Annotated in this window: 26 protein-coding genes; 15 read left to right on the top strand and 11 right to left on the bottom strand. The window is 59.9% G+C overall.

The genetic code is table 11. The annotated features are described in order from the left end of the window. Positions 1 to 534: 534 nt before the first annotated feature. The 5 genes from CAG02_RS26725 to dksA form a co-directional block, all read right to left on the bottom strand. A complete protein-coding gene (locus CAG02_RS26725) occupies positions 535 to 1,971 on the bottom strand; it encodes a sigma-54 dependent transcriptional regulator (protein WP_085712150.1) in 1,437 nt (478 codons plus the stop codon). A gap of 22 nt (positions 1,972 to 1,993) precedes the next feature. Continuing rightward, positions 1,994 to 4,948: a sensor histidine kinase gene (locus tag CAG02_RS26720; protein ID WP_167748781.1), complete on the bottom strand. Its 2,955-nt coding sequence runs from the start codon at positions 4,946 to 4,948 to the stop codon at positions 1,994 to 1,996. Next, positions 4,932 to 5,108, bottom strand: coding sequence for a hypothetical protein (locus tag CAG02_RS29700; RefSeq protein WP_003176118.1), 177 nt, complete (start codon positions 5,106 to 5,108; stop codon positions 4,932 to 4,934). Before CAG02_RS29700 ends, CAG02_RS26720 begins: the two co-directional genes overlap by 17 nt. Before the next feature lie 77 nt (positions 5,109 to 5,185). Further along, on the bottom strand, positions 5,186 to 6,082 hold the full coding sequence (gluQRS, locus tag CAG02_RS26715; protein ID WP_085712148.1) for a tRNA glutamyl-Q(34) synthetase GluQRS: 897 nt from the start codon (positions 6,080 to 6,082) through the stop codon (positions 5,186 to 5,188). Between the two features lie 83 nt (positions 6,083 to 6,165). Then, complete coding sequence (gene dksA, locus CAG02_RS26710; protein WP_085712147.1) at positions 6,166 to 6,609, bottom strand: RNA polymerase-binding protein DksA; 444 nt, start codon at positions 6,607 to 6,609, stop codon at positions 6,166 to 6,168. A 333-nt stretch (positions 6,610 to 6,942) separates the two neighbouring features. On the opposite strand from dksA, the gene CAG02_RS26705 reads away from it, so the two are divergent. Continuing rightward, positions 6,943 to 8,115, top strand: a complete 1,173-nt coding sequence (locus CAG02_RS26705) for a pyridoxal phosphate-dependent aminotransferase (protein ID WP_085712146.1) — start codon at positions 6,943 to 6,945, stop codon at positions 8,113 to 8,115. Next, on the top strand, positions 8,115 to 8,828 hold the full coding sequence (gene sfsA / locus CAG02_RS26700) for a DNA/RNA nuclease SfsA (RefSeq protein ID WP_085712145.1): 714 nt from the start codon (positions 8,115 to 8,117) through the stop codon (positions 8,826 to 8,828). Before CAG02_RS26705 ends, sfsA begins: the two co-directional genes overlap by 1 nt. Here sfsA and CAG02_RS26695 read toward each other — a convergent pair. Next, positions 8,825 to 9,142, bottom strand: a complete 318-nt coding sequence (locus tag CAG02_RS26695; protein ID WP_085712144.1) for a Rieske (2Fe-2S) protein — start codon at positions 9,140 to 9,142, stop codon at positions 8,825 to 8,827. The two genes, sfsA and CAG02_RS26695, sit on opposite strands and share 4 nt — an antisense overlap. Positions 9,143 to 9,305: 163 nt before the next feature. On the opposite strand from CAG02_RS26695, the gene CAG02_RS26690 reads away from it, so the two are divergent. Genes CAG02_RS26690 through CAG02_RS26675 form a run of 4 tightly spaced genes read left to right on the top strand, consistent with a single transcriptional unit; the run spans position 9,306 to position 12,891 of the window. Continuing rightward, a complete protein-coding gene (locus tag CAG02_RS26690) occupies positions 9,306 to 10,220 on the top strand; it encodes a hemin ABC transporter substrate-binding protein (protein ID WP_085712143.1) in 915 nt (304 codons plus the stop codon). Positions 10,221 to 10,270: 50 nt separating this feature from the next. Next, positions 10,271 to 11,254 carry an iron ABC transporter permease gene (locus CAG02_RS26685; protein WP_170931651.1) on the top strand — a complete coding sequence of 328 codons (984 nt, stop codon included), beginning with the start codon at positions 10,271 to 10,273 and terminating at the stop codon, positions 11,252 to 11,254. Next, positions 11,254 to 12,021: a heme ABC transporter ATP-binding protein gene (locus CAG02_RS26680; RefSeq protein WP_085712141.1), complete on the top strand. Its 768-nt coding sequence runs from the start codon at positions 11,254 to 11,256 to the stop codon at positions 12,019 to 12,021. The genes CAG02_RS26685 and CAG02_RS26680 overlap by 1 nt, the downstream gene beginning before the upstream one ends. A gap of 21 nt (positions 12,022 to 12,042) precedes the next feature. Continuing rightward, positions 12,043 to 12,891, top strand: a complete 849-nt coding sequence (locus CAG02_RS26675) for a ChaN family lipoprotein (protein WP_085712140.1) — start codon at positions 12,043 to 12,045, stop codon at positions 12,889 to 12,891. A gap of 226 nt (positions 12,892 to 13,117) precedes the next feature. Here CAG02_RS26675 and CAG02_RS26670 read toward each other — a convergent pair whose 3' ends face one another. The 4 genes from CAG02_RS26670 to CAG02_RS26655 all read right to left on the bottom strand — a co-directional run bounded on the left by CAG02_RS26670 (position 13,118) and on the right by CAG02_RS26655 (position 16,409). Next, entirely contained in the window at positions 13,118 to 13,909 is a 792-nt protein-coding gene (locus CAG02_RS26670) for a Crp/Fnr family transcriptional regulator (protein ID WP_085712139.1), read from the bottom strand. Between the two features lie 15 nt (positions 13,910 to 13,924). Then, positions 13,925 to 14,197, bottom strand: a complete 273-nt coding sequence (locus CAG02_RS26665) for a TfoX/Sxy family protein (RefSeq protein ID WP_003228231.1) — start codon at positions 14,195 to 14,197, stop codon at positions 13,925 to 13,927. 219 nt (positions 14,198 to 14,416) lie between these two features. Then, positions 14,417 to 14,761 (bottom strand): pentapeptide repeat-containing protein, encoded by a 345-nt coding sequence (locus CAG02_RS26660; protein ID WP_085712138.1) that lies wholly within the window; start codon positions 14,759 to 14,761, stop codon positions 14,417 to 14,419. 91 nt (positions 14,762 to 14,852) lie between these two features. Beyond that, entirely contained in the window at positions 14,853 to 16,409 is a 1,557-nt protein-coding gene (locus CAG02_RS26655) for a bifunctional aminoglycoside phosphotransferase/ATP-binding protein (protein ID WP_085712137.1), read from the bottom strand. Positions 16,410 to 16,526: 117 nt separating this feature from the next. Here CAG02_RS26655 and mrcB point away from each other — a divergent pair, with 117 nt between their 5' ends. The 3 genes from mrcB to CAG02_RS26640 are packed head-to-tail and all read left to right on the top strand — an operon-like array spanning position 16,527 to position 19,955. Then, positions 16,527 to 18,851, top strand: a complete 2,325-nt coding sequence (gene mrcB, locus CAG02_RS26650; RefSeq protein ID WP_085712136.1) for a penicillin-binding protein 1B — start codon at positions 16,527 to 16,529, stop codon at positions 18,849 to 18,851. Positions 18,852 to 18,867: 16 nt separating this feature from the next. Beyond that, positions 18,868 to 19,620 (top strand): tetratricopeptide repeat protein, encoded by a 753-nt coding sequence (locus CAG02_RS26645; protein WP_085712135.1) that lies wholly within the window; start codon positions 18,868 to 18,870, stop codon positions 19,618 to 19,620. Beyond that, positions 19,620 to 19,955, top strand: a complete 336-nt coding sequence (locus CAG02_RS26640) for a YqcC family protein (RefSeq protein WP_085712134.1) — start codon at positions 19,620 to 19,622, stop codon at positions 19,953 to 19,955. The genes CAG02_RS26645 and CAG02_RS26640 overlap by 1 nt, the downstream gene beginning before the upstream one ends. Before the next feature lie 18 nt (positions 19,956 to 19,973). Here CAG02_RS26640 and CAG02_RS26635 read toward each other — a convergent pair whose 3' ends face one another. Beyond that, positions 19,974 to 20,390, bottom strand: coding sequence for a DUF4124 domain-containing protein (locus CAG02_RS26635; protein ID WP_085712133.1), 417 nt, complete (start codon positions 20,388 to 20,390; stop codon positions 19,974 to 19,976). Between the two features lie 400 nt (positions 20,391 to 20,790). On the opposite strand from CAG02_RS26635, the gene CAG02_RS26630 reads away from it, so the two are divergent. The 6 genes from CAG02_RS26630 (at position 20,791) to msrQ (ending at position 26,778) form a co-directional block, all read left to right on the top strand. Beyond that, the gene (locus CAG02_RS26630) at positions 20,791 to 22,515 is read left to right on the top strand and encodes an acetolactate synthase 3 large subunit (RefSeq protein WP_085712358.1); all 1,725 of its coding nucleotides are present in this window, start codon (positions 20,791 to 20,793) and stop codon (positions 22,513 to 22,515) included. Positions 22,516 to 22,517: 2 nt separating this feature from the next. Then, entirely contained in the window at positions 22,518 to 23,009 is a 492-nt protein-coding gene (gene ilvN, locus CAG02_RS26625) for an acetolactate synthase small subunit (RefSeq protein WP_003205610.1), read from the top strand. A gap of 48 nt (positions 23,010 to 23,057) precedes the next feature. Beyond that, positions 23,058 to 24,074 carry a ketol-acid reductoisomerase gene (gene ilvC, locus CAG02_RS26620; protein WP_007959661.1) on the top strand — a complete coding sequence of 339 codons (1,017 nt, stop codon included), beginning with the start codon at positions 23,058 to 23,060 and terminating at the stop codon, positions 24,072 to 24,074. Positions 24,075 to 24,220: 146 nt separating this feature from the next. Next, complete coding sequence (pssA, locus tag CAG02_RS26615) at positions 24,221 to 25,078, top strand: CDP-diacylglycerol--serine O-phosphatidyltransferase (RefSeq protein ID WP_085712132.1); 858 nt, start codon at positions 24,221 to 24,223, stop codon at positions 25,076 to 25,078. Between the two features lie 63 nt (positions 25,079 to 25,141). Further along, positions 25,142 to 26,155 carry a protein-methionine-sulfoxide reductase catalytic subunit MsrP gene (gene msrP, locus CAG02_RS26610; RefSeq protein WP_085712131.1) on the top strand — a complete coding sequence of 338 codons (1,014 nt, stop codon included), beginning with the start codon at positions 25,142 to 25,144 and terminating at the stop codon, positions 26,153 to 26,155. Then, entirely contained in the window at positions 26,155 to 26,778 is a 624-nt protein-coding gene (gene msrQ, locus CAG02_RS26605) for a protein-methionine-sulfoxide reductase heme-binding subunit MsrQ (protein WP_085712130.1), read from the top strand. The genes msrP and msrQ overlap by 1 nt, the downstream gene beginning before the upstream one ends. Positions 26,779 to 26,957 lie beyond the last annotated feature (179 nt).

Here is a 26,957-nt window from a genome sequence, read left to right as displayed (position 1 = left end):
AAGTAGTTGCGTGCTCTTTTTATTATTGATTCGGGCTTCTTGTTTTTGTTGAGTGCCCTCGCCATGAAGCTTTTCCTTCATGACCCTCCCAATCGGGAGCCAAGAGCAAACGGATTGCTTTGGTCGCTGAATTGCAGTGATCTCTCGATCCAACCAGTACAGGCTCTGTCTTAGGACAGTTTTTGTTGTTCTCGGCCTGGTCGTGGGGCAAGCCCCAAATACAACGCCTCTCCAAAAGAATCAGTTAGCTGCGCCTCTCGCCGTCTTGTTTTTATTATGCGTGAGTCGATTCGTCTTATTTTTATTGTCTTGTGCATTGCTTGTTATTGTTCTTGTACCAAACATATAGCAGGGGGCGTGCCAACTTTTGCGAACCCCAATAAAACAAGGGGTTAGGTCGTTATAACCGTTTTCTTGGGGCGAAAAAAAGCCGGGATTTCGTTACCGATAACCCCGGCTTCTGTTACGTGAAAAGACTGAGGTAACAGTTTTTTCACACATTCAACGGTTACCCGCACACTCGACAGGTAACGTTCAGCTCTCGCTGGCGACCCCGGTCTTGCGCCGTGGAATGCCCAGGCGCTGGCGGCGTTCCCACAGGCATTTACGGCTGACGCCCAGTTTGCGCGCCAGTTCGGTCTCGGTCATGTGGTCCTGATGCTCGAGCACGAAATGCTGGAAGTAGTCTTCCAGCGACAGGTCTTCGGTCGGCTCGTGGCTGCTGTTGCTGGCGTTACCGGCCGGTTGCGCCGGCAGGCCGATGAACTCGTCGTCCTCCAGATCCCCCAGCTCGATGTCGATGCCCAGCAGGTCGGCGGAGATTTCCGGGCTTTCGCTCAGGATGACGGCGCGCTCGACGGCGTTTTCCAGTTCTCGCACGTTACCCGGCCAGGAATAGTGCCGGATCGCCTGTTCGGCATCGGCGGCAAATTTCAGGTCGGTGCGGTTGATGCGTGCGCTCTGACGAGCGAGGAACGCATTGGCGATTTCGTTGACGTCGGCGCCACGCTCGCGCAGGGCCGGCAGTTTCAACGCGATTACATGGAGGCGGTAATACAAGTCTTCACGGAACTGGCCGATTTTCGCCAGGCTCTTGAGGTCACGGTGGGTCGCGGCGATCAGTCGGACATCGACTTTCTGCGACTGCACCGAGCCAACTCGGCGAATCTCGCCTTCCTGCAGTACGCGCAACAGGCGAGCCTGGGCTTCCAGAGGCAGTTCGCCGATCTCGTCAAGGAACAGCGTGCCGCCGTCCGCCGCTTCCACCAGGCCGGCACGACCGGCGCTGGCACCGGTGAATGCACCTTTCTCGTGACCGAACAGCTCGGACTCGATCAGGCTTTCCGGAATGGCGGCGCAGTTTACCGAAATCATCGGTGCCTTGGCGCGTTTCGACAGGTTGTGCAGAGCGCGGGCCACCAGCTCTTTACCGGTGCCGGACTCGCCCTGGATCAGGACATTGGAATCCGTCGGGGCGACTTTGCGGATCTTGCCGTAAAGGTCCTGCATCGGTGGGCAGGAGCCGATGATGCCGATCTCGCCGTTGCTGTTGTCGGTGGCGGATTTGCCGTTGCCGTTGGCAGTCTTGCCGGTAACGACTTCACCGGCAGCTGGCGCCGACTGGCGATCACGCAGGATCCGAGCGACGGCCTGAAGCATTTCATCGTGGTCGAAAGGCTTGGCGATGTAATCCACCGCGCCCATCTTCATCGAGTCGACCGCCGAACGCAGGCTGGCGTAGCTGGTCATGATCAGCACCGGCGTGCCCTGGCCGAGCTTGATCAGCTCGGTGCCCGGAGCACCCGGCAGACGCAGGTCGCTGACGATCAGATCGAATGTGGGAATACTGAAGCGTTCTTGTGCTTCCTGCACTGAACCGGCTTCGCTGACCTGGTACTGGTTGCGTTCCAGCAGGCGGCGCAAGGCGGAGCGGATAATGGTTTCGTCTTCGACGATCAAAATGTGCGGCATTGATTCGATACTCTCGACGGTCTCAGTTCACAGCGGACGTCGCTTCGACATGACGCGGCAATGTCACCCGGATACGGGTGCCGCGCTGGCTCTGAACATCAGCCGGGCTGTCGATGGTGATTTGTCCATAATGCTCTTCAACGATGGAATAGACCAGTGCAAGGCCCAGACCGGTGCCTTCGCCAGGATCCTTGGTGGTAAAGAAAGGTTCGAACAAGCGGTCCATGATGCTCGATGGAATGCCGCTGCCTTCGTCCTCGACGATCAGATCGACCGTGTGTTCGCCGGCTTCGCTCTTGACCCGCACCGCACTGCCCGCGGGCGAGGCGTCACGGGCGTTGGAGAGCAGATTGATCAGCACCTGGGCGAGCCGCTGCGGGTCGCCTTCGACCCAGTGATCGGGGTCGCACAGGTTGTAGAACTGGACTTCGAAATTGCGCCGGTTCAGGGCCAGCAGACCAATGGCATCCTGAGCCACCTCCGCCAGACAGACGGGCTCGTCACTGTGCTGATGGCTACCAGCGTGGGCAAAACTCATCAGCGACTGCACGATGCGTGAAACGCGTTTGGTCTGCTCGAGGATCTGTCCGCTGATTTCCGTCAGTTCGCCGTCTTCTTCGCGTTCTTCCCGGAGGTTTTGCGCAAGACAGGCAATGCCGGTGATCGGGTTGCCGATTTCATGGGCCACGCCGGCCGCGAGACGACCGATACTGGCCAGCCGTTCGGAGTGCACCAGTTTGTCTTCGAGCATCTGGGTTTCGGTCAGGTCTTCCACCAGTAACACGAGGCCGCTGTTACCCGGTGCCAACGGCTCGTCGATGGCCGCTTTATGCAGGTTCAGCCAGCGGGTCTGGCCGTCGAGGGCCAGGTGCTGTTTGTGCAGGTGTTCATCGGGCAGGTTGATGAAGCCTTGCAGCAATTCTTTCCACGGGTTGGCGATGGTGCTCAGGCGCGAGCCGACGACTCGTTGCGCGGCGATCCCGGTCAGCTCTTCCATGGCCTTGTTCCACATCAGGATCTCCTGATCCTTGGCCAGCGAGCAGACGCCCATCGGCAGTTCCTGCAGGGTCTGGCGGTGGTAGCGGCGCAGGGCGTCGAGTTCGGCGGCCAGACCGGTGAGGCGCGAGTGGTAATCCTCGAGGCGGCTTTCGATGAAGTGGATGTCTTCGGTGACGTAGTTTTCGCCGCCGGCCTTGTAGGGCAGGAAGGTTTCCACCATGTCCTGGGCCACGCTCGGGCCCATCAGGCCGGACAGGTTGGCTTCGATCCGGTCACGCAAACGGCGCAAGGCATAAGGGCGGCGCTCGTCGAACGGCAAATAGAGGTCGCGCAGGGCCTGTTCGACTTCTTTCTGCGCAGCCTTGGCGCCCAGCGGCTTGGCCAGTTGCGTGGCGAATTCCTGCGGCGAAGCAGCATGCAGTTCCCGACGTTGCGGGCGACGCACGTTATCCACAGCGCAGGCTTCGGCGGCGCTGGCCTCTTCCGGGCTGGCATTGGTGAACAGCGAAATCAAAGTGAACATCAGGACGTTGGCCGCCAACGAGGCGATGGCCGCCATGTGCCAACTGGTGTCGTCCAGCACGTAGATCATGTTCAGCAGCGGAATATAGAAACCCTGCAGATTGCCGACCAGCGGCAGCAGCATGGTCACCACCCACACCAGGATACCCGCCAGCAGCCCGGCGATGAAGCCCCGGCGGTTGGCGGTCGGCCAGTACAGCACCGACAGCACGCCGGGCAGGAATTGCAGGGTCGCGACGAAGGCGACGATGCCGAGGTTGGCCAGATCCTGCTCGGCACCGAGCATCAGGTAGAAGCAGAAGCCGGCCATGATGATCGCGACGATCAACGCGCGGCGGGTCCATTTCAGCCAGCGATAGATGTTGCCTTCGGCCGGTGGCTGGTAGAGCGGCAGCACCAGGTGGTTCAGGGCCATGCCCGACAACGCCAGCGTGGTGACGATGATCAGGCCGCTGGCCGCCGACAGGCCGCCGACATACGCCAGCAATGCCAGCGCCTTGCTGTTAGCGGCGATGCCGATGCCGAGGGTGAAGTATTCCGGATTGGTGGTAGCCCCGAGTTTCAGGCCGGCCCACAAAATCAGCGGCACCGCCAGGCTCATCAGCAGCAGGAACAGCGGCAGGCCCCAGCTCGCGCTGACCAGCGAGCGCGGGTTGAGGTTTTCGGTGAAGGTCATGTGATACATGTGCGGCATCACGATCGCCGAGGCGAAAAACACCAGCAGCAACGTGCGCCACGGGCCTTCCTGCAGCGGCGTGTGCAGGGCGGCGAGGGCGGTCTGGTTCTGCAATAGCCAAAGTTCTAGCTGTTGCGGGCCGTCGAATACACCGTACAAGGCATAGAGGCCGACGCCGCCGAGAGCGGCCAGTTTGATCACCGATTCGAAGGCAATCGCGAACACCAGACCTTCATGCTTTTCACGGGTGGCGATATGGCGCGAGCCGAAGAAGATCGTGAACAGGATGATCAGCGCACAGAACGCCAGGGCCACGCGATTCTGCACCGGTTCGCCGGTGAGAATGCCGATGGAATCGGCCACGGCCTGGATCTGCAGGGCCAGCAACGGCAGTACGCCGATCAGCATGAAAATCGTGGTCAGCGCACCGGCCCAGGTGCTGCGAAAGCGAAAGGCGAACAAGTCCGCCAGCGACGACAGTTGATAGGTGCGGGTGATCTTCAGGATCGGATACAGCAGCACCGGCGCCAGCAGAAACGCGCCGGACACCCCGAGATAACTGGACAGAAAACCGTAGCCGTACTGATAGGCCAGACCGACGGTGCCATAGAACGCCCACGCACTGGCGTAGACCCCCAGCGACAGGGTGTAGGTCAGCGGATGGCGAATGATCGCCCGCGGGATCATGCCCCGTTCACTGATCCACGCCACGCCGAACAACGCAGCCAGGTAGGCGGCGCTGATCAGCAGCATCTGGGTCAGGCTAAAGCTCATCGGCATCTTTTTGGCTCTGCAGGATGAAGGTCACGACAATCAGGATCAGCCAGAGCAGATAAGGGCGATACCAAGCGCCCGTAGCGTCGATCCACCAATCCATGATGGCGGGAGAAAACAGGTAGATCCCCACGACCAGAAGCAGGACCAAGCGATAGATGTACATCCCGGCCTCTCTTTTTTATGCGCGTGCCCGAAAACGTGCGGCGATGGTAACGGATGGGCGCGCCACTGCAAGTGTCGTCACAGCAGTTGCGCTTCGGGCAGGGTCAGTGTGCGCGGGATTTTCGAGGCATCCCAGTGGGCACTGCCCCATTTCAGCAGTTCTTGCGGGGAGGCGTGGGCCAGCTCAGGTCCCGGCTCTTGGCCCAACGCACGTAAGGCTCTCAGCAACAATGGCGTGGCCTGATCGGCCTCCAGCGGTGGCGAGCGGTAGGACTTGCCGAGCTTGTGGCCATCCGGCTGGGTAATCAGCGGCAGATGCAGATAGCGCGGCTGGCGCAGGCCCAGCAGTTCTTGCAGATAGAGCTGGCGTGGCGTCGAGTCGAGCAGGTCGGCGCCGCGGACGATGTCGGTGATGCCCTGCCACGCATCGTCCAGCACCACCGCCAGTTGGTAGGCGTAGAGGCCGTCGCGGCGACGGATCACGAAATCACCCACGTCGCGGCCGAGGTGCTGGCGGTACTCGCCCTGCACCCGGTCGACGAAGTGATATTCCAGCTCCGGCACGCGCAGGCGGATTGCGGCGTCTTCCTGGCCATGGCCGGCATTGCGGCATAGTCCCGGATAAATGCCGTGATAGGGCTCCAGTTGTTTGCGCGAGCAGGTGCAGGCGTAGGCCAGGCCGTGATTAAACAGGCTGTCGAGCACTTGGGCGTAGGCCTCATGCCGGTCGCTCTGGCGGATCATTTCGCCGTCCCATTCGAAACCGTAGCTTTCCAGGGCCTTGAGAATCGCGGCTTGCGCCCCCGGCTCTTCCCGGGGCGGATCGAGATCTTCCATGCGCACCAGCCAGCGGCCGTTCACCGAGCGGGCGTCCAGATAAGAAGCGAGCGCCGCTACAAGCGAGCCGAAGTGCAGGTGTCCACTGGGAGTCGGGGCGAAGCGGCCGATGTAGGCGGGGGAGGTGTTGGCAGTCATGAGGGCGATGTTACTTGAAGAGTAAAAAACGGCAGAAACAAAAACGGAGCGTTCACACGCTCCGTTTCTCGTTCAGGTCGGGATTACTTGCCGACCTGCTTTTCCTTGATTTCCGCAAGGTTCTTGCAGTCGACGCACATGTCGGCGGTCGGGCGGGCCTCGAGGCGCTTGACGCCGATCTCGATGCCGCAGGAATCACACCAGCCGTACTCTTCGTCTTCGATCAACTGCAGCGTCTTGTCGATCTTCTTGATCAGTTTGCGCTCGCGGTCGCGGGCACGCAGCTCAAGGGCGAATTCTTCTTCCTGGCTGGCACGGTCGGCCGGATCAGGGAAGTTGGCTGCTTCGTCTTTCATGTGATCAACAGTGCGGTCGACTTCCTGCATCAAGTCCAGTTTCCACTTGGTCAGGATCTTGGTGAAGTGCGCGCGCATGGGCTTGCCCATGTACTCTTCGCCTTCGGCCGGAACGTAAGGTTCGAAACCGCTGATCGCCTGTTGCTGCTGTTGCTTTGCTTGGGTGGGCATGAAATGGACCGCCTCTACTCTTGTAATCCATTGCGCAGGATTGCTCCATCACCGACACCTGCCGGCCCTGCGGCTGCAAGCGGGCGAACTTACCAGATCAATTCGGCCCGCGCTACTCCCGGATGTCGAGCCCGCGGCCGGTGGTGCCTGCAAATGTTTGCCAAGCCATGTCTGGTGGTGCTGGAGACCTGACAATCACTGATTTTAGTCAATCCTGGAGCGTACGTTTGCCTTGTTACAGTCCAGCGTTCTTGAGGCTGTGACCGCTGCGGGTTCTCGCTCGTTCCGGCAGATGGGTAGAATCGTTTCTTTTCACTCGTTGAAGGAAGGCCAATGGCTCAGCCCTACAGTGCGCGCAGTCGTGCGATCGAACCGTTCCATGTGATGGCGTTGCTGGCGCGGGCCAATGAATTGCAGGCCGCCGGCCATGACGTGATCCACCTGGAAATTGGCGAGCCGGACTTCACGACCGCCGAACCGATCATCCGCGCCGGCCAGGCTGCGCTGACGGCGGGGAAAACCCGTTACACCGCCGCCCGGGGCATTCCTGAGTTGCGCGAGGCGATTTCCGGTTTCTACCAGACCCGTTATGGCCTGAATATCGATCCGCGACGGATTCTGATCACCCCGGGCGGCTCCGGGGCGCTGTTGCTGGCCAGTGCGTTGCTGGTGGACCCGGGCAAACACTGGCTGCTGGCCGACCCCGGTTATCCGTGCAACCGGCACTTTCTGCGACTGGTCGAGGGCGCGGCGCAGCTCGTTCCTGTCGGGCCGGACGTACGCTATCAACTGACGCCTGATCTGGTGGAGCGCCATTGGGATCACGACAGTGTCGGCGCACTGGTCGCGTCACCGGCCAACCCGACCGGCACGATTCTGACCCGCGATGAGCTGGCGGGGTTATCCACAGCCATCAAGGCGCGGCACGGGCATCTGGTGGTGGACGAGATCTACCACGGCCTGACTTACGGAACCGATGCCGCCAGCGTGCTGGAAGTCGACGACAGCGCGTTTGTCCTCAACAGTTTCTCCAAATATTTCGGCATGACCGGTTGGCGTCTCGGCTGGCTGGTGGCGCCGGATGCGGCGGTCAGCGAGCTGGAAAAACTCGCGCAGAACCTCTACATCAGCGCACCGAGCATGGCCCAGCATGCTGCGCTGGCCTGTTTCGAGCCGGACACCATTGCGATTCTCGAGGAGCGCCGCGCCGAATTCGGCCGTCGCCGCGATTTCCTGCTGCCAGCATTGCGGGAGTTGGGATTCAATATCGCCGTAGAGCCGGAAGGCGCGTTCTACTTGTATGCCGATATCAGCCAGTTCGGCGGTGATGCCTTCGCGTTCTGCCGGCATTTCCTTGAAACCGAGCACGTGGCGTTCACCCCGGGGCTGGATTTCGGTCGTTATCAGGCCAGTCATCATGTGCGGTTTGCCTACACGCAAAACCTCCCTCGCTTACAGGAAGCAGTGGAGCGCATTGGTCGCGGCTTGAAGAGCTGGCAAGGCTGATGCGCTTTCATCCTCTTCTTGAAGAAGGCCGGTTGATCCGCCGTTACAAGCGCTTTCTCGCTGACATCGAAACCGTTGGCGGCGAACTGCTGACGATTCACTGTCCGAATACCGGTTCGATGCTCAATTGTCAGGTCGAAGGCGGACAGGTCTGGTTCAGTCGCTCCAATGACCCCAAGCGCAAGCTGCCCGGCACCTGGGAAATCGGCGAAACCCCGCAGGGGCGGCTGTTCTGTGTGAATACCGGGCGCGCCAATGCCCTGGTCGAAGAGGCTTTGCAGGCCGGTGTCATCAGCGAGTTGAACGGTTTTACCGCACTGAAGCGCGAAGTGGCCTACGGACAGGAAAAAAGCCGCATCGACTTTCGCCTCGAATACCCGACAGGGCCGGCGTACGTGGAAGTGAAGAGCGTCACGCTGGGCTTTGACGGTACGGCGGTGGCGGCCTTTCCCGATGCGGTGACAGAGCGCGGCGCCAAGCATTTGCGTGAGCTGGCGCATTTGGCGCGCGACGGGATTCGGGCGGTGCAGTTGTACTGCGTGAATCTGACCGGTATCGAAGCGGTACGCCCGGCCGTGGAAATCGACGCTGCCTACGCCGCTGCCTTGCGTGAGGCGGTGGCGTCCGGGGTCGAGGTGCTGGCTTATGGTGTGCGGTTAAGTCATGAGGAAATGTTGATCGATCGTCGACTGGACGTATTGCTCGACGATTAAACGTCGACCCACAGCCCTTGGGCATCTTCACGGCAATCGATGGACGTCAGTGATTGTCCGGCACAGGGGCCAGCGACGCATTCACCGTCCTCGATCAGGAACAGTGCGCCGTGTGTGGCGCACTGGATCAGGCTGTTGCTCGGGTCGAGAAACTGGTCGGGTTGCCATTCGAGCCCGACGCCCCGGTGCGGGCAACGGTTGAGGTAGACGTACGCCTGGCCGGCCCGGCGCACGGCAAACAGTTTTTTGCCGTCGATCTCGAACCCGCGGCTGGTGGCTTCGAGCAAATCGGCGCCTGTGCACAGAAACTTCATGGCTATCCTCAAGTGTCAGCTCGTGTCCGGATATGTCCGAGCTTGACGTTTAAATGCAAACAATTATCAAATGGCCGCCTTCGTCCGCCGCGCGGTGGCCGCTGCCGAGGATACTTGGCCTGCCGCCCCGATGCCCGGGAAAATCCTATAAAGGAAGCTGTCTATGCGCCTGAGTACCCGCGTTGCCGTGCTGTGTGTCGGACTTTTGGTCAGCCACCAGGCTGCAGCGGCCCAATTGCCGCAACGCTGGGTCAGCCACCAGGCTGCAGCGGCCCAATTGCCGCAACGCTGGGTCAGTGCCGGCGGTGCGTTGTCGGAATGGGTGAGTGCGTTGGGCGGTGAGGCGAAACTGGTGGGCGTGGACACTACCAGTCAGCATCCAGAGTCCCTCAAGTCGCTGCCGAGCATCGGTTACCAGCGCAGTCTGTCGGCTGAAGGCATTCTCAGCCTGCGCCCGGACATCCTGATCGGCACCGAGGAAATGGGGCCGCCGCCGGTGATTTCGCAGGTTCGCAGTGCCAAGGTGCAGGTGGAGTTGTTCTCCGCTCAGCCGGATCTGCCGACGCTGGAAAAGAACGTCACTCATCTGGGCCGGCTGCTGGGCGCCGAAACTCAGGCGACTCAGTTGCTGCAAAGTTATCAACAGCAACTCGATGCACAGAAGGCGCGCGTGGTGGCTGTGCAGTCGAAACAGAAAGCGCCGGGTGTGCTGTTGCTGCTCGGACATGCCGGCGGCAAACCATTGATTGCCGGCAAGGACACCGCTGCCGACTGGATGCTGCAACAGGCGGGCGGACACAACCTGGCCACTCACACCGGCTATAAGCCGTTTTCCGTGGAATCCCTGGCCGGACTCGACCCGGAAGTGCTGGTGTTTGCTGACCGCGCACTGACCGGCGAGGCGGCAAAAGCGGCGTTGTTCAAGGAAAACCCGATCCTCAATTCCAGCCGTGCGGCCAAGTCCGGACGGGTGTTGGAGCTGGATCCGACACTGCTGGTCGGTGGTCTCGGGCCGCGTTTGCCTGCTGCGTTGAAAACCCTGTCTGACGGTTTCTACCCGACCCAGAGCGGCCAATGACCACACTGGTCAAACCCCGTGGCTTGTTCATCGGCCTGATTCTGCTGTGTCTGTTGGCGATCTGGCTGTCGCTGGCCTTGGGACCGGTCAGCCTGCCGCTGTTCGATACCTTGCGCGCGGCATTGCGCATGATCGGCGTGCCGCTGGCGCCGGACGGGCTGGAGCAGGCTGAGCTGATTCTCGGGCAGATTCGCCTGCCGCGGACCTTGCTCGGGCTGGCCGTCGGCGGCGTGCTGGCGTTATCCGGTGTGGCGATGCAGGGCCTGTTTCGCAACCCGTTGGCCGATCCCGGCTTGGTTGGCGTCTCCAGTGGCGCTGCTTTAGGCGCGGCGGTGGCGATTGTCGGCGGTTCGTTCTTCGGCGGTTTGCCGGAATGGTTCGGCCCGTATCTGCTGTCTGTGTGTGCGTTTCTCGGCGGTCTTGGGGTGACGGCGCTGGTCTATCGGCTCGGCCGTCGCAACGGGCAGACCAATGTCGCGACCATGTTGCTGGCAGGCATCGCTCTGACTGCGCTCGCCAGTTCGGCGGTGGGACTTTTTACCTATCTGGCGGATGACGCCACCCTGCGAACCCTGACTTTCTGGAACCTCGGCAGCCTCAACGGTGCGAGTTATGCGCGGTTGTGGCCGCTGCTGATCATCAGCGCCGGCGTCGCGTTGTGGCTTCCGCGCCGGGCGAAGGCTTTGAATGCGTTGTTGCTTGGGGAATCGGAAGCCGGGCATCTGGGGATCGATGTCGAGCGGCTCAAGCGTGAGCTGGTGTTCTGCACGGCGCTGGGTGTCGGTGCCGCGGTGGCGGCGGCGGGGATGATCGGCTTTGTCGGACTGGTGGTGCCGCATCTGGTGCGTTTGCTCGCCGGGCCGGATCATCGGGTGTTGTTGCCGGCTTCTGTGCTGGCTGGGGCCAGCCTGCTGTTGCTGGCGGATCTGGTGGCGCGGCTGGCGCTGGCGCCGGCGGAGTTGCCGATCGGTATCGTCACTGCATTCATCGGTGCGCCGTTCTTCCTTTATCTGTTGTTGCGAGGACGTGCCTGATGCTGCGTGCGCACAATCTGCACATCCGTCGTGGCCGTAAGACGGTATTGGCCAATGTCAGTCTGCAATTGGAACCGGGTGAGGTGCTCGGCGTGCTCGGCCCCAACGGTGCCGGCAAGAGCACGTTGCTCGGGGCGTTATGCGGTGAACTGAGTGCCAGCGAAGGCAGTGTTCTTCTCGACGGTGAAAACCTTGGCCATTGGAGTGGCACCCAGCGTGCGCAGCGGCTGGCGGTATTGCCGCAGGTATCGACGCTGGATTTCGCCTTTCGCGTCGAAGAGGTAGTCGGGATGGGGCGTTTGCCTTATCAGACCGGCAGATTGCGCGATGACGAGATTGTTGCCGCCGCGTTATCGGCTGCGGATGCTGGTCACCTGAGCGGGCGCAGTTATCTTGCCTTGTCCGGTGGCGAGCGCCAGCGGGTACACCTGGCCCGCGTGCTGGCTCAGTTGTGGCCGGGGCAGGCCGGGCAGACCTTGTTGCTGGATGAGCCGACTTCGATGCTCGATCCGTTGCATCAACACACTACGCTGCAAGCCGTGCGCGAGTTTGCCGATCGCGGCGCTGCTGTGATGGTGATCCTGCATGATCTGAACCTGGCGGCGCGCTATTGTGATCGTATCTTGCTGCTTGAGGGCGGGCGTCCGGTGGCACTGGACACGCCGCAGCAAGTGTTGCGCCCTGACTCACTCAAGGCTGTTTTCGGTCTGGAGGTGTTGGTGCAGCCGCACCCGGAGCGCGGGCATCCGCTGATCATCGCCCGCTGATTTCGTCATCGAGGTGAAAGCATGCGTGGGATTTTGCTGTTGGCGGTGTTATTGCTTGGCGGTTGCCAGCATGTCGCTCCGCCACCGGTCACTGGCGAGATTCGCGACTTGCGTAGCGGAACAATGATTACCCCGCGAGAGTTGCTGACGCGTCTGGCCGAGCCGGCGCGGGTGATCGTCGGTGAGCAGCACGACAATGCCGATCACCATGCCGTGCAATTGTGGCTGCTGCAGAGTCTGGGCGAAAAGCGCCCACAGGGTAGCCTTTTGCTGGAAATGCTGACCCCCGATCAACAATCGCGGGTTGATGGCGTGCGGCGTGCACCAAAGCCTCCCGCTGATCTTCCGGTCGAGCTGGCGTGGCAGGACGGTTGGGACTGGAATCTCTACGGGCCAATTGTCCGGTTTGTTTTCACGCAACCGTATCCACTGCTGGCGGCCAATCTCGATAACAGTGAAATTCGTGTGTTCTATCGCCAGCCTCCGGTTCTGCAAGGGGAACGCAGTAACGCCCAGTCGGTGAAAAACGAATTGGCCGGGCAGATCAGCGATTCTCACTGTGGCTTGCTGCCTCAGTCGCAGATGCCGGCGATGCTGGCGGTGCAGCAGCAACGGGATCGGCGCATGGCTTCACGTTTGTTGGCGGCGCCTGCGCCGGCGTTGTTGTTCGCTGGTGCGTTCCATGCGCGCAAGGATGTGGGTGTGCCGCTGCATGTACTGGATCTGGGCGCACCCGAAACACCGACGGTGTTGATGCTTGCGGAGCAGGGCATCGAGGTGACGGCGGCCATGGCCGATTATGTCTGGTTCACACCGGCTACGCCGAAACCGGATTATTGTGCCGAGATGCGCAAACAGTTCGGCCAATGACTTTCTTGCGGGCAAAAAAAGACCCGGAAAAACCGGGTCAAATAACCGTGATTAGCCTGATGAGGAGATAATCTGAGAGTCCGAACCAAGGGCTTTTCAGAATATCGACTGATCTCGCGACCAGTTGTGATAATCATAGCGATTCTCATTAACAAGTCAACGAGTGTTTTTCCATTTCTTCGGTTTTGTTTGGGGAATGGCTGAAAAGCCCTGAAAACACTGGGCTTCAGCTTGGGCGGTCAAGTGCCGTGAGCTGCTTGTTGAGCTGGTCGATGCGCCGCGCCATGCTTTCGATCAGGCTGTGGGCGATTTTCGGATTGCTGCGGGTCATGCTCAGAAACTGATCGCCGGGAATCAGCATCACGGTGCTCGGCTCGCAGGTAACGATGGTTGCGTTACGGGGTTCGCCGGTAAATATCGCCATGGCGCCGAAAATCTCGTCCCTGGGCACTTCGCCAACCTTGTGCCCGTTGACGAACGCTTGTGCGTGACCCTCGATGATCACGAACACGTGATCGGCGGGATCGCCTTCGCGGATCAACACTTCTCCGGCCTCGACCCGTTTAAAGCCATTGGTGCTGCGAAACTCCCGTGGCTTCAGTTCGCCAATCGCATGGGCCAGCAGCGTCATTTGGCCCAACAGATACTGCAGAAACTGCTCCGAGCGCGCGGGTTCTGAATACACATGCTGGAACAAATCACGTCGACGGAAGGGCAGCAAACTCAATGGGCCGTCGGAGCAAAGAATGCAATCTGCCCAGTCAGGACCCTGCTGCAAGCCAACCAGATCACCTTCTTGCCAATAGAACAGCGCTCGACCACCGAAGCGGCCATTGATGACGCCGTCCATCAGTAGAAACAGTTGATCGCCCGGTAACCGTGCCATCAGATCATCCGTGACTTCCAGCTTCAGCATGGGCCCACACGGTGCAAGGTCCTGCAGAAATTGACCGGGCAGGTTCTGCAAACGGTTGATCATTGATTCGGCCGGCGCCGATTGTTCCCCGAGCAGATACATGAAGGTGGGTGCCCGTCAGTTCTTGTGGCGAGAGGAAATGGCTTCAAGCTGTTTGTTCAGAGCGTCCTTGCGTTCGGCGGGAATGTCGTTCCAGTGCACATCCATCAACGCCCCTTCGATCGCATACAACAACACCTTCGACGCCCGGAACCCACGCGTGCGCACGGCCCGATAGGCATCCACGGCGCCCAGGCGACGCAGATCCGAGGCGCTGTGGATGCCCACGGCATGCAGCCATTGCGCCGACGTCTTGCCAAGATTCTTCAGGTGTTGCAGTTCATCATTCATCAAGCCTCCTTGCGACGGCCGAATGGTGCGTGGGCGATCATCTCAGGAGTGTAGCCATCAGTAGGAAAAGCGTGGTTGTTTGGTCGGATTCGACGCAAAAGCTTCTAAGAAAGGTCAGGTTTTCACTGAAGGATCAGGATGGGGAGGGCGCGGGAAAGCACAAATAGCACGCAGTCCAGCGCAAAGCGGGGGCGCTGGACGGGTTAGTCTTTCGCAGTCTTAGCGGGTGCGATAGCGCAGGCGCGTACCGAAATTCATCGACATCAGAATTTCGTCTGCACTCAGCTCCGGCGGGAAGTAAGCACCGGAAATCTGTGCGTGGGCCAGGCTCGCGCCTTCCAGGGATGCGTTGCGAAAGTCGATGCCGCGCAGATCAGCGGAACGGAAGTAGGCGTCCCGGAAATCCACGCCATCGGCGTTCAATTCACGCAGGTCGAGGCCACGAAAATCACCGCCGACCATGTCGATCGGGCCGTCTTTCGGACGTTCTTTATTGAAACCGGTTATGTCGTCTTTGTGCAGCAAGGCATAAAGCGGGGTGTCGAGAAGTTTCGGCTGGCTCATGTCAGATCACCTGTTGGTTTTATGGCGCCAGTATAGTGCCACTATTTGACGGCCGTGAAGCGAGCGAGGGCTTCACGGCCGAAATAGTTCCTTACAGACCTGGCAGGCGCTGGCGGATTTGCGCCACGACGGTATCCAGGGTGCCGGATTCGTTGGTCTGCACGCGTTTGCTGCGCAGGATTTCATCCGGGGTCAGCGCTTCACGATTGGCCTGCTGGGCTTCGATCACGGCCAGCGTGGCGTCGGACGGATCCTTCTTGTCTGCCTGACGCAGGGCCAGCCAGCTCTCGATCACCGCTTGTGGCGCGTTGCAGTCGAGGATCAGGAACGGCGTGCCAGTGGCCTCGGCAACCTTGGCTGCGCTGTCACGTTGTTCGCGCTTGAGGTAAGTGGCATCAATCACCACCGGGAAGCCGGCGTGCAGGATCACTTCGGCGATTTCATGCAGGCGAGCATAGGTCGCGGTGCTGGCGTCAGCGCTGTAAATCCCGGCCTGAACATCATTGGCGACGGTTTGTTCGCCGAACAGACGTTTGCGCTCAACATCGGAACGCAGGCGAATCGCGCCCAGCGCCTCGACCAGGCGCATGGCCACATGGCTTTTGCCTACAGCGGATACGCCGTGGGTGATCGCCATGAAACGCGAAGGAATGGTGCTGTAGCTTTCTGCCAGGTTGGCGTAGTTGCGGTACTGGCGCAGGGTGGTGGCGCGCTGCACCGGCGTCGCGTCGGCAGGCATGCTGAACAGGGCAACTTTCGCACGCACCAGTGCACGATAAGCCTTGTAGAAGTTCAACACTTCCAGGCCCTGATAATCGCCGGTCAGCTCCAGGTACTGGCTGATGAAACGGCGGGCCAGGGATTTCAGGCCGCGGTCTTCCAGGTCCATCGCCAGGAAGCCGGTGTCGGCCCAGACGTCGGTGAAGCGGAACGGCTCGTTGAATTCGATGCAGTCGAAGATCACCACTTTGCCGTCGATCAGCGTGGCGTTGCCCAGGTGAATGTCACCGTGGCATTCGCGGGTGAAGCCTTCAGCCTTGCGCTGGGCGAACAGAGGCTTCAAACGTTCGAAGCTACTTTCGGCCCAGGCTTGCAGGGCATCCAGTTGCAGCAGGTCGGCCTTGTCGCTGAGGAACGGCAGGATCTGTTCGAAGTTCTGGCTAACCGGCGCCATCACGCTTTCCGGAGTACCGGCATCGTGCTCGGCCGGGACTTTCGGCGCGCTGAGGTGGAAGCGGGCAATCTGCTCGGCCATTTCGTCGATGTGCGTAGTGGTCAGCTCGCCATTGGCTTGCAGGGTGCTCAGCAGGCCGGTCTGCGGGAACTGGCGCATTTTCAGCACGTATTCGATGGCCGGGCCTTCGCCACCCAGTTGCGGGGCTTCGACAGTGCCGGTGACTGGAATCACTTCCAGATACAAATCTTCGGTCAGGCGCTGGTTGAGGCGCAGCTCTTCGCCACAGAAGTGCTCGCGGGATTCGAGGCTGGTGAAGTCGAGAAAGCCGAAGTTCACCGGCTTCTTCACTTTATAAGCGTAAGGGCCGGTGAGCAGGACCCACGAGATATGGGTTTCGATGACCTGAAACCCTTCGACAGGGTGCGCAAACAGGGCAGGGTTTTGCAGGGCGGCGATCAGGGACTGGCTCACAGGCGATCCTTCAGAGACTGGGGAAATTCGAGGCCGCCATTATGGCCGCTCGCCAGCCCGACGCAAACCTCGGAGCGCTCCTGTTGAGTATGAATAAAGTGCGTATAATCCGCCGCCATGACTCGTACTCGATCCCCCCGCACTCCTAAAAAACCACCTTCCCGGGGCCTGCGCCCATGGTTGGGCTGGGCCCTGAAACTCAGTCTGGTCGGCCTTGTGGTGCTGGCCGGCTTCGCCGTTTACCTCGATGCCGTGGTGCAGGAGAAGTTCTCCGGCAAGCGCTGGACCATCCCGGCCAAGGTATACGCGCGGCCGCTCGAGCTGTTCGTCGGACAGAAGCTGAGCAAGGACGATTTCCTCACTGAACTCGATGCCCTGGGCTATCGCCGCGAAGCCGTGAGCAATGGCCCCGGCGCAGCAGCCGTCAACGGCAATACCGTCGATCTGAACACGCGTGGTTTCCAGTTCTATGAAGGCCTCGAGAAACCGCAGCCGGTGCGTGTGCGCTTCTCCGGTGATTACGTCGCCGAGCTCTCGGCGACGAACGGTTCGAAGCTGTCGGTGGTGCGTCTGGAGCCGCTGCTGATCGGCGGTATCTACCCGAAAAACCTTGAAGACCGGATTCTGATCAAGCTCGATCAGGTGCCGCCGTACCTGCTGGAAACCCTGGTCGCGGTGGAAGACCGGGATTACTACAGTCACTGGGGCGTGTCACCGAAGTCGATTGCCCGGGCGATCTGGGTCAACACATCCGGCGGCAAGATGACCCAGGGCGGCAGTACGCTGACCCAGCAACTGGTCAAGAACTTCTACCTCACCAACGAACGCAGCCTGACCCGCAAGCTCACCGAAGCGATGATGGCGATGCTGCTTGAGCTGCATTACGACAAGAAGGAAATTCTTGAGGCTTACCTCAACGAAGTCTTCGTCGGTCAGGATGGCCAGCGTGCGGTGCACGGTTTCGGTCTGGCCAGCCAGTTCTTCTTCGGCCAGCCATTGTCCGAGCTGAAACTGCATCAGGTCGCGCTGCTGGTCGGCATGGTCAAAGGGCCTTCCTATTACAACCCGCGTCGCAACCCGGAGCGGGCGCTGGAACGACGTAACCTGGTGCTCGACGTGCTTGAGCAACAGGGTGTCGCCACCGCCGAACAGGTCGAGGCCGCGAAGAAAATGCCGCTGGGCGTGACCTCGCGCGGCAAGCTGGCCGACAGCTCGTTTCCGGGCTTCATCGACCTGGTCAAACGCCAGTTGCGTGAAGACTACCGCGACGAAGACTTGACCGAAGAAGGCCTGCGGATCTTCACCAGTTTCGATCCGATCCTGCAGATGAAAGCCGAAGCCTCGGTCAATGACACCTTCAAGCGTCTGTCGGGCCGCAAGGGCGCCGACGATGTGGAAGCCGCGATGGTCGTGACCAATCCGGAAACCGGCGAAGTCCAGGCGATGATTGGCAGCCGTCAGGCCAGTTATGCCGGGTTCAACCGGGCACTGGATGCGGTGCGACCGATTGGTTCTCTGGTCAAGCCTGCGGTTTATCTGACCGCACTGGAAAAGCCGAGCCAGTACACGCTGACCAGTTGGCTGTCGGATGATCCGCTTTCCATCAAGGGCGCGGACGGTCAGGTCTGGAAACCGCAGAACTATGATCGTCGCTCCCACGGTACGGTGTTCCTCTATCAAGGGCTGGCGCATTCCTACAACCTGTCGACCTCGCGTCTCGGCCTGGCGGTGGGTGTTCCGAATGTCCTCAAGACCATCGGGCGCCTGGGTGTGACCCGTGAATTCCCGGCGTTCCCGTCGATGTTGCTGGGTGCCGGTGGCATGACGCCGATCGAAGTGGCGACCATGTACCAGACCCTCGCCAACGGTGGCTTCAATACGCCGATGCGCGGGATTCGCAGTGTGCTGACCGCCGAGGGCGAGCCGCTCAAGCGTTATCCGTTCCAGATCGAGCAACGTTTCGATCCGGCGTCGATCTACCTGATCCAGAACGCCATGCAGCGCGTCATGCGTGAAGGTACCGGCAGCTCGGTTTACAACGTATTGCCCAAGACCCTGACACTGGCCGGCAAGACCGGTACCAGTAACGATTCGCGTGATAGCTGGTTCGCCGGTTTCAGCCAGGATCTGCTGGCAGTGGTCTGGCTCGGACGTGACGATAACGGCAAGACGCCGTTCACCGGTGCCACCGGTGCGTTGCAGGTCTGGACCAGCTTCATGCGCAAGGCCGACCCGCTGCCACTGGACATGCCGCAGCCGGACAACGTGGTGCAGGCGTGGGTCGATTCGCGCACTGGCCAAGGCTCCGATGCCAACTGTCCGGGCGCCGTGCAGATGCCGTATATTCGCGGCAGCGAACCGCCACCCGGCGCCTCCTGCGCGGGCGAAAGCCCGGCCTCGAGCGAGTCGGTGATGGATTGGGTCAAGGGCTGGATGAATTAAGCGAAGAGGGTTTCAAGTGAACAAGTGGTTGATTCCAGCGGTGACCGCCGTGGCTTTGCTCAGCGGCTGCTCCACCGTACAGCGTGGTTCGATTCCGGTTGTGGATTCCGGCACCACCGTGTCCAACAGCGAGCGTCTTTCGGCCAACGGCGGCTTCCGCAAGACGACGGTGAAACGACCCGTGCAGGGTCAGGCGCAATCGCAGGCGATCCCGCAAGGCGATACCGGTGTAGTGGTCATGGTTCCTGGTGGCGCAGCGGCTTCGACACCGATCAGCAGCTCGCCGATCGTGCCGGGCCCGGCGTCCGGCGGTATCACCGCAGGGCCGTACAACCCTTCGCCGGTCGAATCGGCACCGATCAGCTCTGGCAGCTACAGCATGCCTTCGACGCCGAGCGGCATTCCTTCGGCCAGCAGCGGCGGCGGTCTGTCTGCTGACGAACAACTGGACGGTCCGGTACTCGCCTTGCTGAGCACGGCGCAACAACAGCAGGCCGGCGGCGACCTCAATGGCGCGTCCTCCAGCCTTGAGCGCGCCCAACGCGTAGCTCCGCGTGAGCCGCAAGTGCTTTACCGCCTGGCACAGGTACGCATGGCGCAGGGCGATGCCCCGCAAGCCGAGCAAACCGCCCGCCGCGCGCTGACCATGGCCAATGGTCGGCCGGACTTGCAGGCCAGCCTGTGGGAACTGATCGCTCAGGCGCGTGAGAAACAAGGTGATTCCGCCGGCGCCGCACTGGCCCGTCAGAAGGCCAAGGTTTCGCTGTGATGGACGCTCGCTTCTCGAAAGTCGCCGATCAACTGTTGTTGATCGAGCGCGAACTGCGTGCCCAGGGCTGGTGGGATGACGTCCAGCCTTCGGTCGAAGCCTTGAGCAGTGTCGAGCCGTTTTCGGTCGACACCCTCGATTTCGAGCAGTGGCTGCAATGGATCTTTCTGCCGCGGATGAAGATAATCCTCGAGCAGAACCTGCCATTGCCCAATGCCTCGGGCATTCAGGAAATGGCCGAAATGGTCTTCGCCCAGCGCAATCTGCAGGGCAAGGACCGGCAGTTGCAGGTGTTGCTCAAAGAGTTCGACCTGCTGATCACCGCCTCTCGCTGAACGGCCGACTGCCAGTGATCACTGGCAGTTCTCGCCAATCTGTTTCTGCGTCTCTGCGATACGCTCCTGACGTTGTGTATCACTCAGCCGACGCAACTCCCCCTCGGTTTCTTCCCTCAGGCGCGGATTGTTCTGCAGCTGCGCCAGGTTCGTGCGTGCCTGTTCACAGAAGGTCTTGAGCTGAGCCTGTTGCTCTGCGACCTGTTTCCTGACCTTGTCGTCGATGGCTTTCTGATCGCCCAGCGCACCGCTGCCGGGCATTGCAGTCGGGCGCGGAGCGGGCGAGGGCGACGTTTGCAGGGTGGTCGCCGATTGCCCCTGCGGCGGCTGCGCATCGAAGTGTGTGACACCTTGGGCATCGACCCATTTGTAGATCTGACCGGCCATGCACCAGGGGCTGAGGCCGATCAGCAGTATGACGAGGAGCGTTCGCATGCTGATTCCTTGGCAAAATTGCGCAATTGACGCTAACAGAGTAGCGCTTTTCAGGTTTTTTCTTGCGTTCTCATGTGCTTACCCACAATTAAGCACATTGACGGCTTGACTTGGAGAGGGCGAAACAGAAGAATCCAAAGTCCGCTGTACAGGGACTGCCAGAAGCAGACCCTCTCGGCAGATCATGAGGCGCATATCCGCGTCGACCTGTTACACCCGCAACGCGTTACCTCGCGCTGGGTGGGAAAGGCCCGCAACACTTGGGACGATCCCAATACTTGCTCAGTCAGTGCTGACGTAGTCGGCGACCACCGTCGCTCATGCTCTGCCGAGAAGTAAACCTATTAAGACCCGTTCGCCTTTTTGTGGACGGTATTCTGGCGTTTTAGAGGTGAACAACGTGGAGCTTTTATCTGGCGGTGAGATGCTCGTCCGCTTCTTGCGTGACGAAGGCGTCAAATATATCTACGGGTACCCGGGTGGTGCTCTCCTTCATGTTTACGATGCCCTGTTCAAAGAACCGGAAGTGACCCACATCCTGGTTCGTCACGAACAAGCGGCTACCCATATGGCTGACGGCTATGCCCGTGCCACCGGTAAAGCCGGCGTGGTATTGGTGACTTCCGGTCCAGGCGCCACAAACGCCATCACCGGTATTGCCACGGCCTACATGGACTCGATTCCAATGGTGATCATTTCCGGTCAGGTGCCAAGCACCATGGTCGGCACCGATGCGTTCCAGGAAACCGACATGATCGGTATCTCCCGGCCGATCGTGAAGCACAGCTTCATGATCAAGCACGCGTCGGAAATCCCGGAAGTCATGAAGAAAGCCTTCTACCTGGCGCAATCCGGTCGTCCGGGCCCGGTCGTGGTCGATATCCCGAAAGACATGACCAACCCGGCCGAGAAGTTCGAATACATCTTCCCGAAGAAAGCCAAACTGCGTTCCTACAGCCCGGCCGTTCGCGGTCACTCCGGGCAAATCCGCAAGGCGGCAGAAATGCTCCTGGCGGCCAAGCGTCCCGTGCTGTACTCCGGCGGTGGCGTGATTCTGGGCAACGGCTCCGCGCCGCTGACCGAACTGGCGCAAATGCTCAATCTGCCGGTTACCAATACCTTGATGGGCCTGGGCGGCTACCCTGGCACTGACCGTCAGTTCATCGGCATGCTCGGCATGCACGGCAGCTACACCGCGAACCTCGCGATGCACCATGCCGACGTGATCCTGGCCGTCGGTGCGCGTTTCGACGATCGCGTGATCAACGGCGCGCCGAAGTTCTGCCCGAACGCCAAGATCATTCACATCGACATCGACCCGGCTTCGATTTCCAAGACCATCAAGGCCGACGTGCCAATCGTTGGCCCGGTGGAGAGCGTCCTGACCGAAATGGTCGCGATCCTCAAGGAAATCGGCGAAACCCCGAACAAGGAAGCGGTCACCAGCTGGTGGAAGCAGGTTGATGAATGGCGCGGTGATCGCGGCCTGTTCCCTTACGACAAGGGTGACGGGAGCAAGATCAAGCCACAGACCGTGATCGAAACCCTGTGCGAAGTGACCAAGGGCGACGCCTTTGTGACCTCCGACGTGGGCCAGCACCAGATGTTCGCTGCGCAGTACTACAAGTTCAACAAGCCGAACCGCTGGATCAACTCCGGTGGCCTGGGCACGATGGGCTTCGGTCTGCCGGCCGCGATGGGTATCGCCTTGAGCTTCCCCGAGTCTGACGTTGCGTGCGTCACCGGCGAAGGCAGTATCCAGATGAACATCCAGGAGCTGTCGACCTGCCTGCAATACGGTTTGCCGGTGAAGATCGTGATCCTGAACAACGGTGTTCTGGGCATGGTGCGTCAGTGGCAGGACATGAGCTACGGCAGCCGTCACTCGCATTCGTACATGGAGTCGCTGCCTGATTTCGTCAAGCTGGCCGAAGCCTATGGTCACGTCGGCGTACGCATCACCGAATCGAAAGATTTGAAGTCGAAGATGGAAGAAGCGTTCGCCCTGAAGGATCGCCTGGTCGTGATCGATATTTCGGTCGACACCAGCGAGCACGTCTACCCGATGCAGATCAAAGACGGCTCGATGCGCGATATGTGGCTGAGCAAGACGGAGCGTACCTAATCATGCGGCACATTATTTCCTTGCTTCTGGAAAACGAACCCGGTGCTTTGTCTCGCGTAGTCGGCCTGTTCTCGCAGCGCAACTACAACATCGAAAGCCTGACCGTGGCGCCAACCGAAGACCCGACCCTGTCGCGTCTGACGCTGACCACTGTCGGCCACGATGAAATCATCGAGCAGATCACCAAAAACCTGAACAAGCTGATCGAAGTGGTCAAGCTGGTGGACCTGTCGGAAAGTGCTCACATCGAGCGCGAACTGATGCTGGTCAAGGTCAAGGCCACTGGCGCCCAGCGCGCCGAGATCAAACGCACCACCGATATCTACCGTGGACAGATCGTCGACGTCAGCGCCAGCGTGTATACCGTTCAACTGACCGGTACCAGCGACAAGCTCGACAGCTTCATTCAGTCCATCGGCACCGCATCGATTCTGGAAACCGTCCGTAGTGGCGTCACCGGTATTGCCCGCGGCGACAAAGTACTCAGCATCTAAACCAAATTAGCGATTGGCCTGAACGGCCTGGATATAAAGGGGAAATTCATGAAAGTTTTCTACGATAAAGACTGCGACCTGTCGATCATCCAGGGCAAGAAAGTTGCCATCATCGGTTATGGCTCCCAGGGCCACGCTCAAGCGTGCAACCTGAAAGACTCCGGTGTCGACGTTACTGTCGGTCTGCGTAAAGGTTCGGCCACCGTTGCCAAGGCAGAAGCCCACGGCCTGAAAGTGACCGACGTGGCTGCCGCTGTTGCCGGCGCCGACCTGGTCATGATTCTGACCCCGGACGAGTTCCAGTCCCAGCTGTACAAGAACGAAATCGAGCCGAACATCAAGAAAGGCGCCACTCTGGCCTTCTCCCACGGCTTCGCGATCCACTACAACCAGGTTGTTCCGCGTGCCGACCTCGACGTGATCATGATCGCGCCGAAGGCCCCGGGCCACACCGTTCGTTCCGAGTTCGTGAAGGGCGGCGGTATCCCTGACTTGATCGCGATCTACCAGGACGCCTCGGGCAACGCCAAGAACGTTGCGCTGTCCTACGCCGCCGGCGTGGGTGGCGGTCGTACCGGCATCATCGAAACCACCTTCAAGGACGAGACCGAAACCGACCTGTTCGGCGAACAAGCCGTTCTGTGCGGCGGTACCGTTGAACTGGTAAAAGCCGGTTTCGAAACTCTGGTTGAAGCTGGCTACGCGCCGGAAATGGCCTACTTCGAGTGCCTGCACGAACTGAAACTGATCGTTGACCTCATGTACGAAGGCGGTATCGCCAACATGAACTACTCGATCTCCAACAACGCTGAATACGGCGAGTACGTGACTGGTCCGGAAGTGATCAACGCCGAATCCCGTCAGGCCATGCGCAACGCCCTGAAACGTATTCAGGACGGCGAATACGCCAAAATGTTCATCAGCGAAGGCGCAACCGGCTACCCTTCGATGACCGCCAAGCGTCGTAACAACGCCGCTCACGGTATCGAAATCATCGGCGAGCAACTGCGCTCCATGATGCCGTGGATCGGTGCCAACAAGATCGTCGACAAAGCCAAAAACTAAGTCGTCGACCCTTGTATGAAAAACGCGGCCTCGGCCGCGTTTTTTCGTATGGGCGGGCGGTTCTGGTATAAAGCTGCATCGTTTGTGGCCGAACCGTCGTCCCAGACACCTGTCGAAAATGTCCAATCCGTTGCAAGGTAATGTCCATGAGCGAACGTCCCGAAGAGCCGAACCAGGCTTCAGACGCCGAAAGCCTGCTGCCCATCGATGAACATGTCGAAGAAGGGCATGACGCAGAAGGTCGTAAAGTCCGGCATCGTGGTATCTATCTGCTGCCGAATCTGTTCACCACTGCGAACCTGTTCGCGGGGTTCTATTCCATCATCAATTCGATGAGTGCCCAGGCTGCCTTGAGCGCCGGGGATTCGGCGAATGCGAGCAAGTACTTCGCCTTCGCGGCCATCGCGATCTTCGTCGCCATGGTGCTCGATGGTCTCGACGGCCGCGTGGCACGCATGACCAACACGCAAAGTGCATTCGGTGCCGAGTACGACTCGCTGTCGGACATGGTTGCCTTTGGCGTCGCGCCGGCATTGCTGGCATTCGGCTGGGCCTTGGGTGACATGGGCAAGGTCGGCTGGATGGTCGCCTTCATCTATGTGGCGGGTGCGGCGTTGCGTCTGGCGCGCTTCAACACTCAGGTCGGCACTGCTGACAAACGTTATTTCATCGGACTGGCCAGTCCGGCTGCTGCCGGTGTGGTCGCGGGGATTGTCTGGGCATTCAGCGATTACGGGATCCAGGGTTCGAAGATGTCGTTCCTGGTAGCTCTGATGGTGGCAGCTGCCGGCATGCTGATGGTCAGCAACATCAAGTACAACAGCTTCAAGGAACTGGACCTGAAAGGGCGCGTGCCATTTGTTGCGATCCTGGCGGTGGTGCTGGTGTTCGCCGTAGTGTTCAGTGATCCTCCACGTATCCTGCTGCTGGTGTTCCTCGCCTATGCGGCTTCGGGCCCGGTGCAATACCTGTTGCATCTTCGTCGCCACAAAAACGTCGAGTGATGTAATTTCCCTCATACTCCGCAGTCTATGGGTGCATCTGTCCTCCAAAACTGCGGAGTTGTCATGCTGATCAAAATCCCCAAAGCGTCCGACTGCCACGAGTCGGACGTCACGCCTGAATCCATTTATCTCTCTCGCCGACAATTGCTCGGTGCTACGGCGGCCGGCCTGGCTGTGAGCAGTCTGCCACGTTGGGCCAGTGCCGAAGAGGTTGCCCGTTATGCCGATGTCGAGCCCGGACATGCGCCCGCCTGGTTTGCCGAGAAGCAGCCTTCTATTAAATGGGGGGCCGTGAACGTCAAGGATGAGGCGATCACGCCCTATAAGGACGCGACCCACTACAACAACTTCTATGAGTTCGGCACCGACAAGGGTGACCCGGCGGCGAATGCCGGATCGCTGAAGACCGAACCATGGAGTGTGGTGGTGGACGGGGAGGTGGGTAAGCCGGGGCGTTACGCACTGGAAGACTTCATGAAACCTTACCAGTTGGAGGAGCGCATCTATCGCCTGCGTTGTGTCGAGGCGTGGTCGATGGTGATTCCCTGGATCGGCTTTCCCGTTTCGGCGCTGCTCAAACAGGTCGAGCCAACGTCCAACGCCAAGTACATTCGTTTTGAAACCTTGCAGGATCCCAAGAGCATGCCGGGACAGCGTTCAGGATTTGCCCTGATCGACTGGCCTTATGTAGAAGGCCTGCGTCTGGATGAAGCGATGAATCCGTTGGCGATCCTGGCTGTGGGCATGTACGGCCGTGAATTGCCGAATCAGAACGGCGCGCCGTTACGTCTGGTGGTGCCATGGAAGTATGGCTTCAAAAGTGTCAAATCCATCGTGCGGATCAGTCTTGTCAGTGAGCAGCCAAAGACGACCTGGCAGAGCATTGCAGCGGATGAGTACGGGTTCTATGCGAATGTGAACCCTACTGTCGACCATCCACGCTGGACTCAGGCCCGGGAGCGGCGACTGCCTAACAGTCTGTTCAAGCCGAATGTGCGTGATACGCAGATGTTCAACGGCTACTCGGACGAAGTCGCTTCTTTATATACAGGGCTCGATCTGCGGAAGAACTACTGATGCGATATCCGTTCTGGCGTGTGAGCGTTTTTATTGCAGCGACTATCTGGCCGTTGTGGTGGTTCTATCAGGCCTTTGAGGATCTGCTCGGGCCGGATCCCGGGAAGGTTCTAGTGGATCGTCTTGGGCTCGGGACATTGGTGTTGCTGTTGATTACGCTGAGCATGACGCCGTTGCAGAAACTGACGGGGTGGGCAGGGTGGGTCGCTGTTCGCCGGCAGTTGGGGCTCTGGTGTTTTGCGTATGTGGTTCTGCATTTATGCAGCTATATGGCATTCATCCTGGGTTTCGACTGGTCGCAACTGGGCGTGGAGTTGCGCAAGCGTCCGTACATTATTGTCGGCACGCTCGGGTTTCTGGGGTTGCTGGCATTGGCGGTGACGTCCAATCGTTATAGTCAGCGTCGTTTGGGTGGGCGCTGGAAGAAATTGCATCGGTTGGCGTATGTGATTCTTGGGTTGGGATTGCTGCATATGTTGTGGATTGTGCGCGCCGATCTTAAAGAGTGGGCGGTCTATGCCTCCATCGGCGGGCTGCTTCTTGTGCTGCGACTACCACCGGTGGCTCGCCGAATCCCGCGTTTGCCGGGTAAAAGGCAGGTTTTGCAAGAAAAGCGAAATTAAGGGTTGACGGCAGATTCTGAGTCTCTATAATTCGCCCCACTTCCGGCGCAGTCGAAACGGAAAACTCCTTGAGATTCAATGAGTTATGTAAGTTTCGAGAGTGGGTCGCTTCAGATCATCGAAGCCTGGAAGGAGTTGGAAATGCCGGTTCTTCTGGCGCTTTCAACGGTTCGGTCTTC

The sequence above is a fragment of the Pseudomonas sp. R43(2017) genome, assembly GCF_002112345.1.
GTDB lineage: Bacteria > Pseudomonadota > Gammaproteobacteria > Pseudomonadales > Pseudomonadaceae > Aquipseudomonas > Aquipseudomonas kribbensis.
Note: the sequence above shows the minus strand (reverse complement) of the source record. Positions and strands in the feature narration are given on the sequence as shown.

Excerpts from the sequence above, each read along its gene's own strand:
- dksA (WP_085712147.1), bottom strand. The coding sequence starts at position 6,609 with ATGCCCACCCAAGCAAAGCAACAGCAGCAACAGGCGATCAGCGGTTTC.
- CAG02_RS26660 (WP_085712138.1), bottom strand. The coding sequence starts at position 14,761 with ATGAGCCAGCCGAAACTTCTCGACACCCCGCTTTATGCCTTGCTGCAC.
- CAG02_RS26705 (WP_085712146.1), top strand. The coding sequence starts at position 6,943 with ATGGCTCAGCCCTACAGTGCGCGCAGTCGTGCGATCGAACCGTTCCAT.
- ilvC (WP_007959661.1), top strand. The coding sequence starts at position 23,058 with ATGAAAGTTTTCTACGATAAAGACTGCGACCTGTCGATCATCCAGGGC.
- CAG02_RS26680 (WP_085712141.1), top strand. The coding sequence starts at position 11,254 with ATGCTGCGTGCGCACAATCTGCACATCCGTCGTGGCCGTAAGACGGTA.
- CAG02_RS29700 (WP_003176118.1), bottom strand. The coding sequence starts at position 5,108 with ATGTACATCTATCGCTTGGTCCTGCTTCTGGTCGTGGGGATCTACCTG.
- CAG02_RS26670 (WP_085712139.1), bottom strand. The coding sequence starts at position 13,909 with ATGTATCTGCTCGGGGAACAATCGGCGCCGGCCGAATCAATGATCAAC.
- CAG02_RS26640 (WP_085712134.1), top strand. The coding sequence starts at position 19,620 with ATGGACGCTCGCTTCTCGAAAGTCGCCGATCAACTGTTGTTGATCGAG.
- CAG02_RS26665 (WP_003228231.1), bottom strand. The coding sequence starts at position 14,197 with ATGAATGATGAACTGCAACACCTGAAGAATCTTGGCAAGACGTCGGCG.
- CAG02_RS26720 (WP_167748781.1), bottom strand. The coding sequence starts at position 4,948 with ATGCCGATGAGCTTTAGCCTGACCCAGATGCTGCTGATCAGCGCCGCC.
- ilvN (WP_003205610.1), top strand. The coding sequence starts at position 22,518 with ATGCGGCACATTATTTCCTTGCTTCTGGAAAACGAACCCGGTGCTTTG.
- gluQRS (WP_085712148.1), bottom strand. The coding sequence starts at position 6,082 with ATGACTGCCAACACCTCCCCCGCCTACATCGGCCGCTTCGCCCCGACT.
- CAG02_RS26695 (WP_085712144.1), bottom strand. The coding sequence starts at position 9,142 with ATGAAGTTTCTGTGCACAGGCGCCGATTTGCTCGAAGCCACCAGCCGC.
- CAG02_RS26675 (WP_085712140.1), top strand. The coding sequence starts at position 12,043 with ATGCGTGGGATTTTGCTGTTGGCGGTGTTATTGCTTGGCGGTTGCCAG.
- pssA (WP_085712132.1), top strand. The coding sequence starts at position 24,221 with ATGAGCGAACGTCCCGAAGAGCCGAACCAGGCTTCAGACGCCGAAAGC.
- CAG02_RS26725 (WP_085712150.1), bottom strand. The coding sequence starts at position 1,971 with ATGCCGCACATTTTGATCGTCGAAGACGAAACCATTATCCGCTCCGCC.
- mrcB (WP_085712136.1), top strand. The coding sequence starts at position 16,527 with ATGACTCGTACTCGATCCCCCCGCACTCCTAAAAAACCACCTTCCCGG.
- sfsA (WP_085712145.1), top strand. The coding sequence starts at position 8,115 with ATGCGCTTTCATCCTCTTCTTGAAGAAGGCCGGTTGATCCGCCGTTAC.
- CAG02_RS26690 (WP_085712143.1), top strand. The coding sequence starts at position 9,306 with ATGCGCCTGAGTACCCGCGTTGCCGTGCTGTGTGTCGGACTTTTGGTC.
- CAG02_RS26635 (WP_085712133.1), bottom strand. The coding sequence starts at position 20,390 with ATGCGAACGCTCCTCGTCATACTGCTGATCGGCCTCAGCCCCTGGTGC.
- msrQ (WP_085712130.1), top strand. The coding sequence starts at position 26,155 with ATGCGATATCCGTTCTGGCGTGTGAGCGTTTTTATTGCAGCGACTATC.
- msrP (WP_085712131.1), top strand. The coding sequence starts at position 25,142 with ATGCTGATCAAAATCCCCAAAGCGTCCGACTGCCACGAGTCGGACGTC.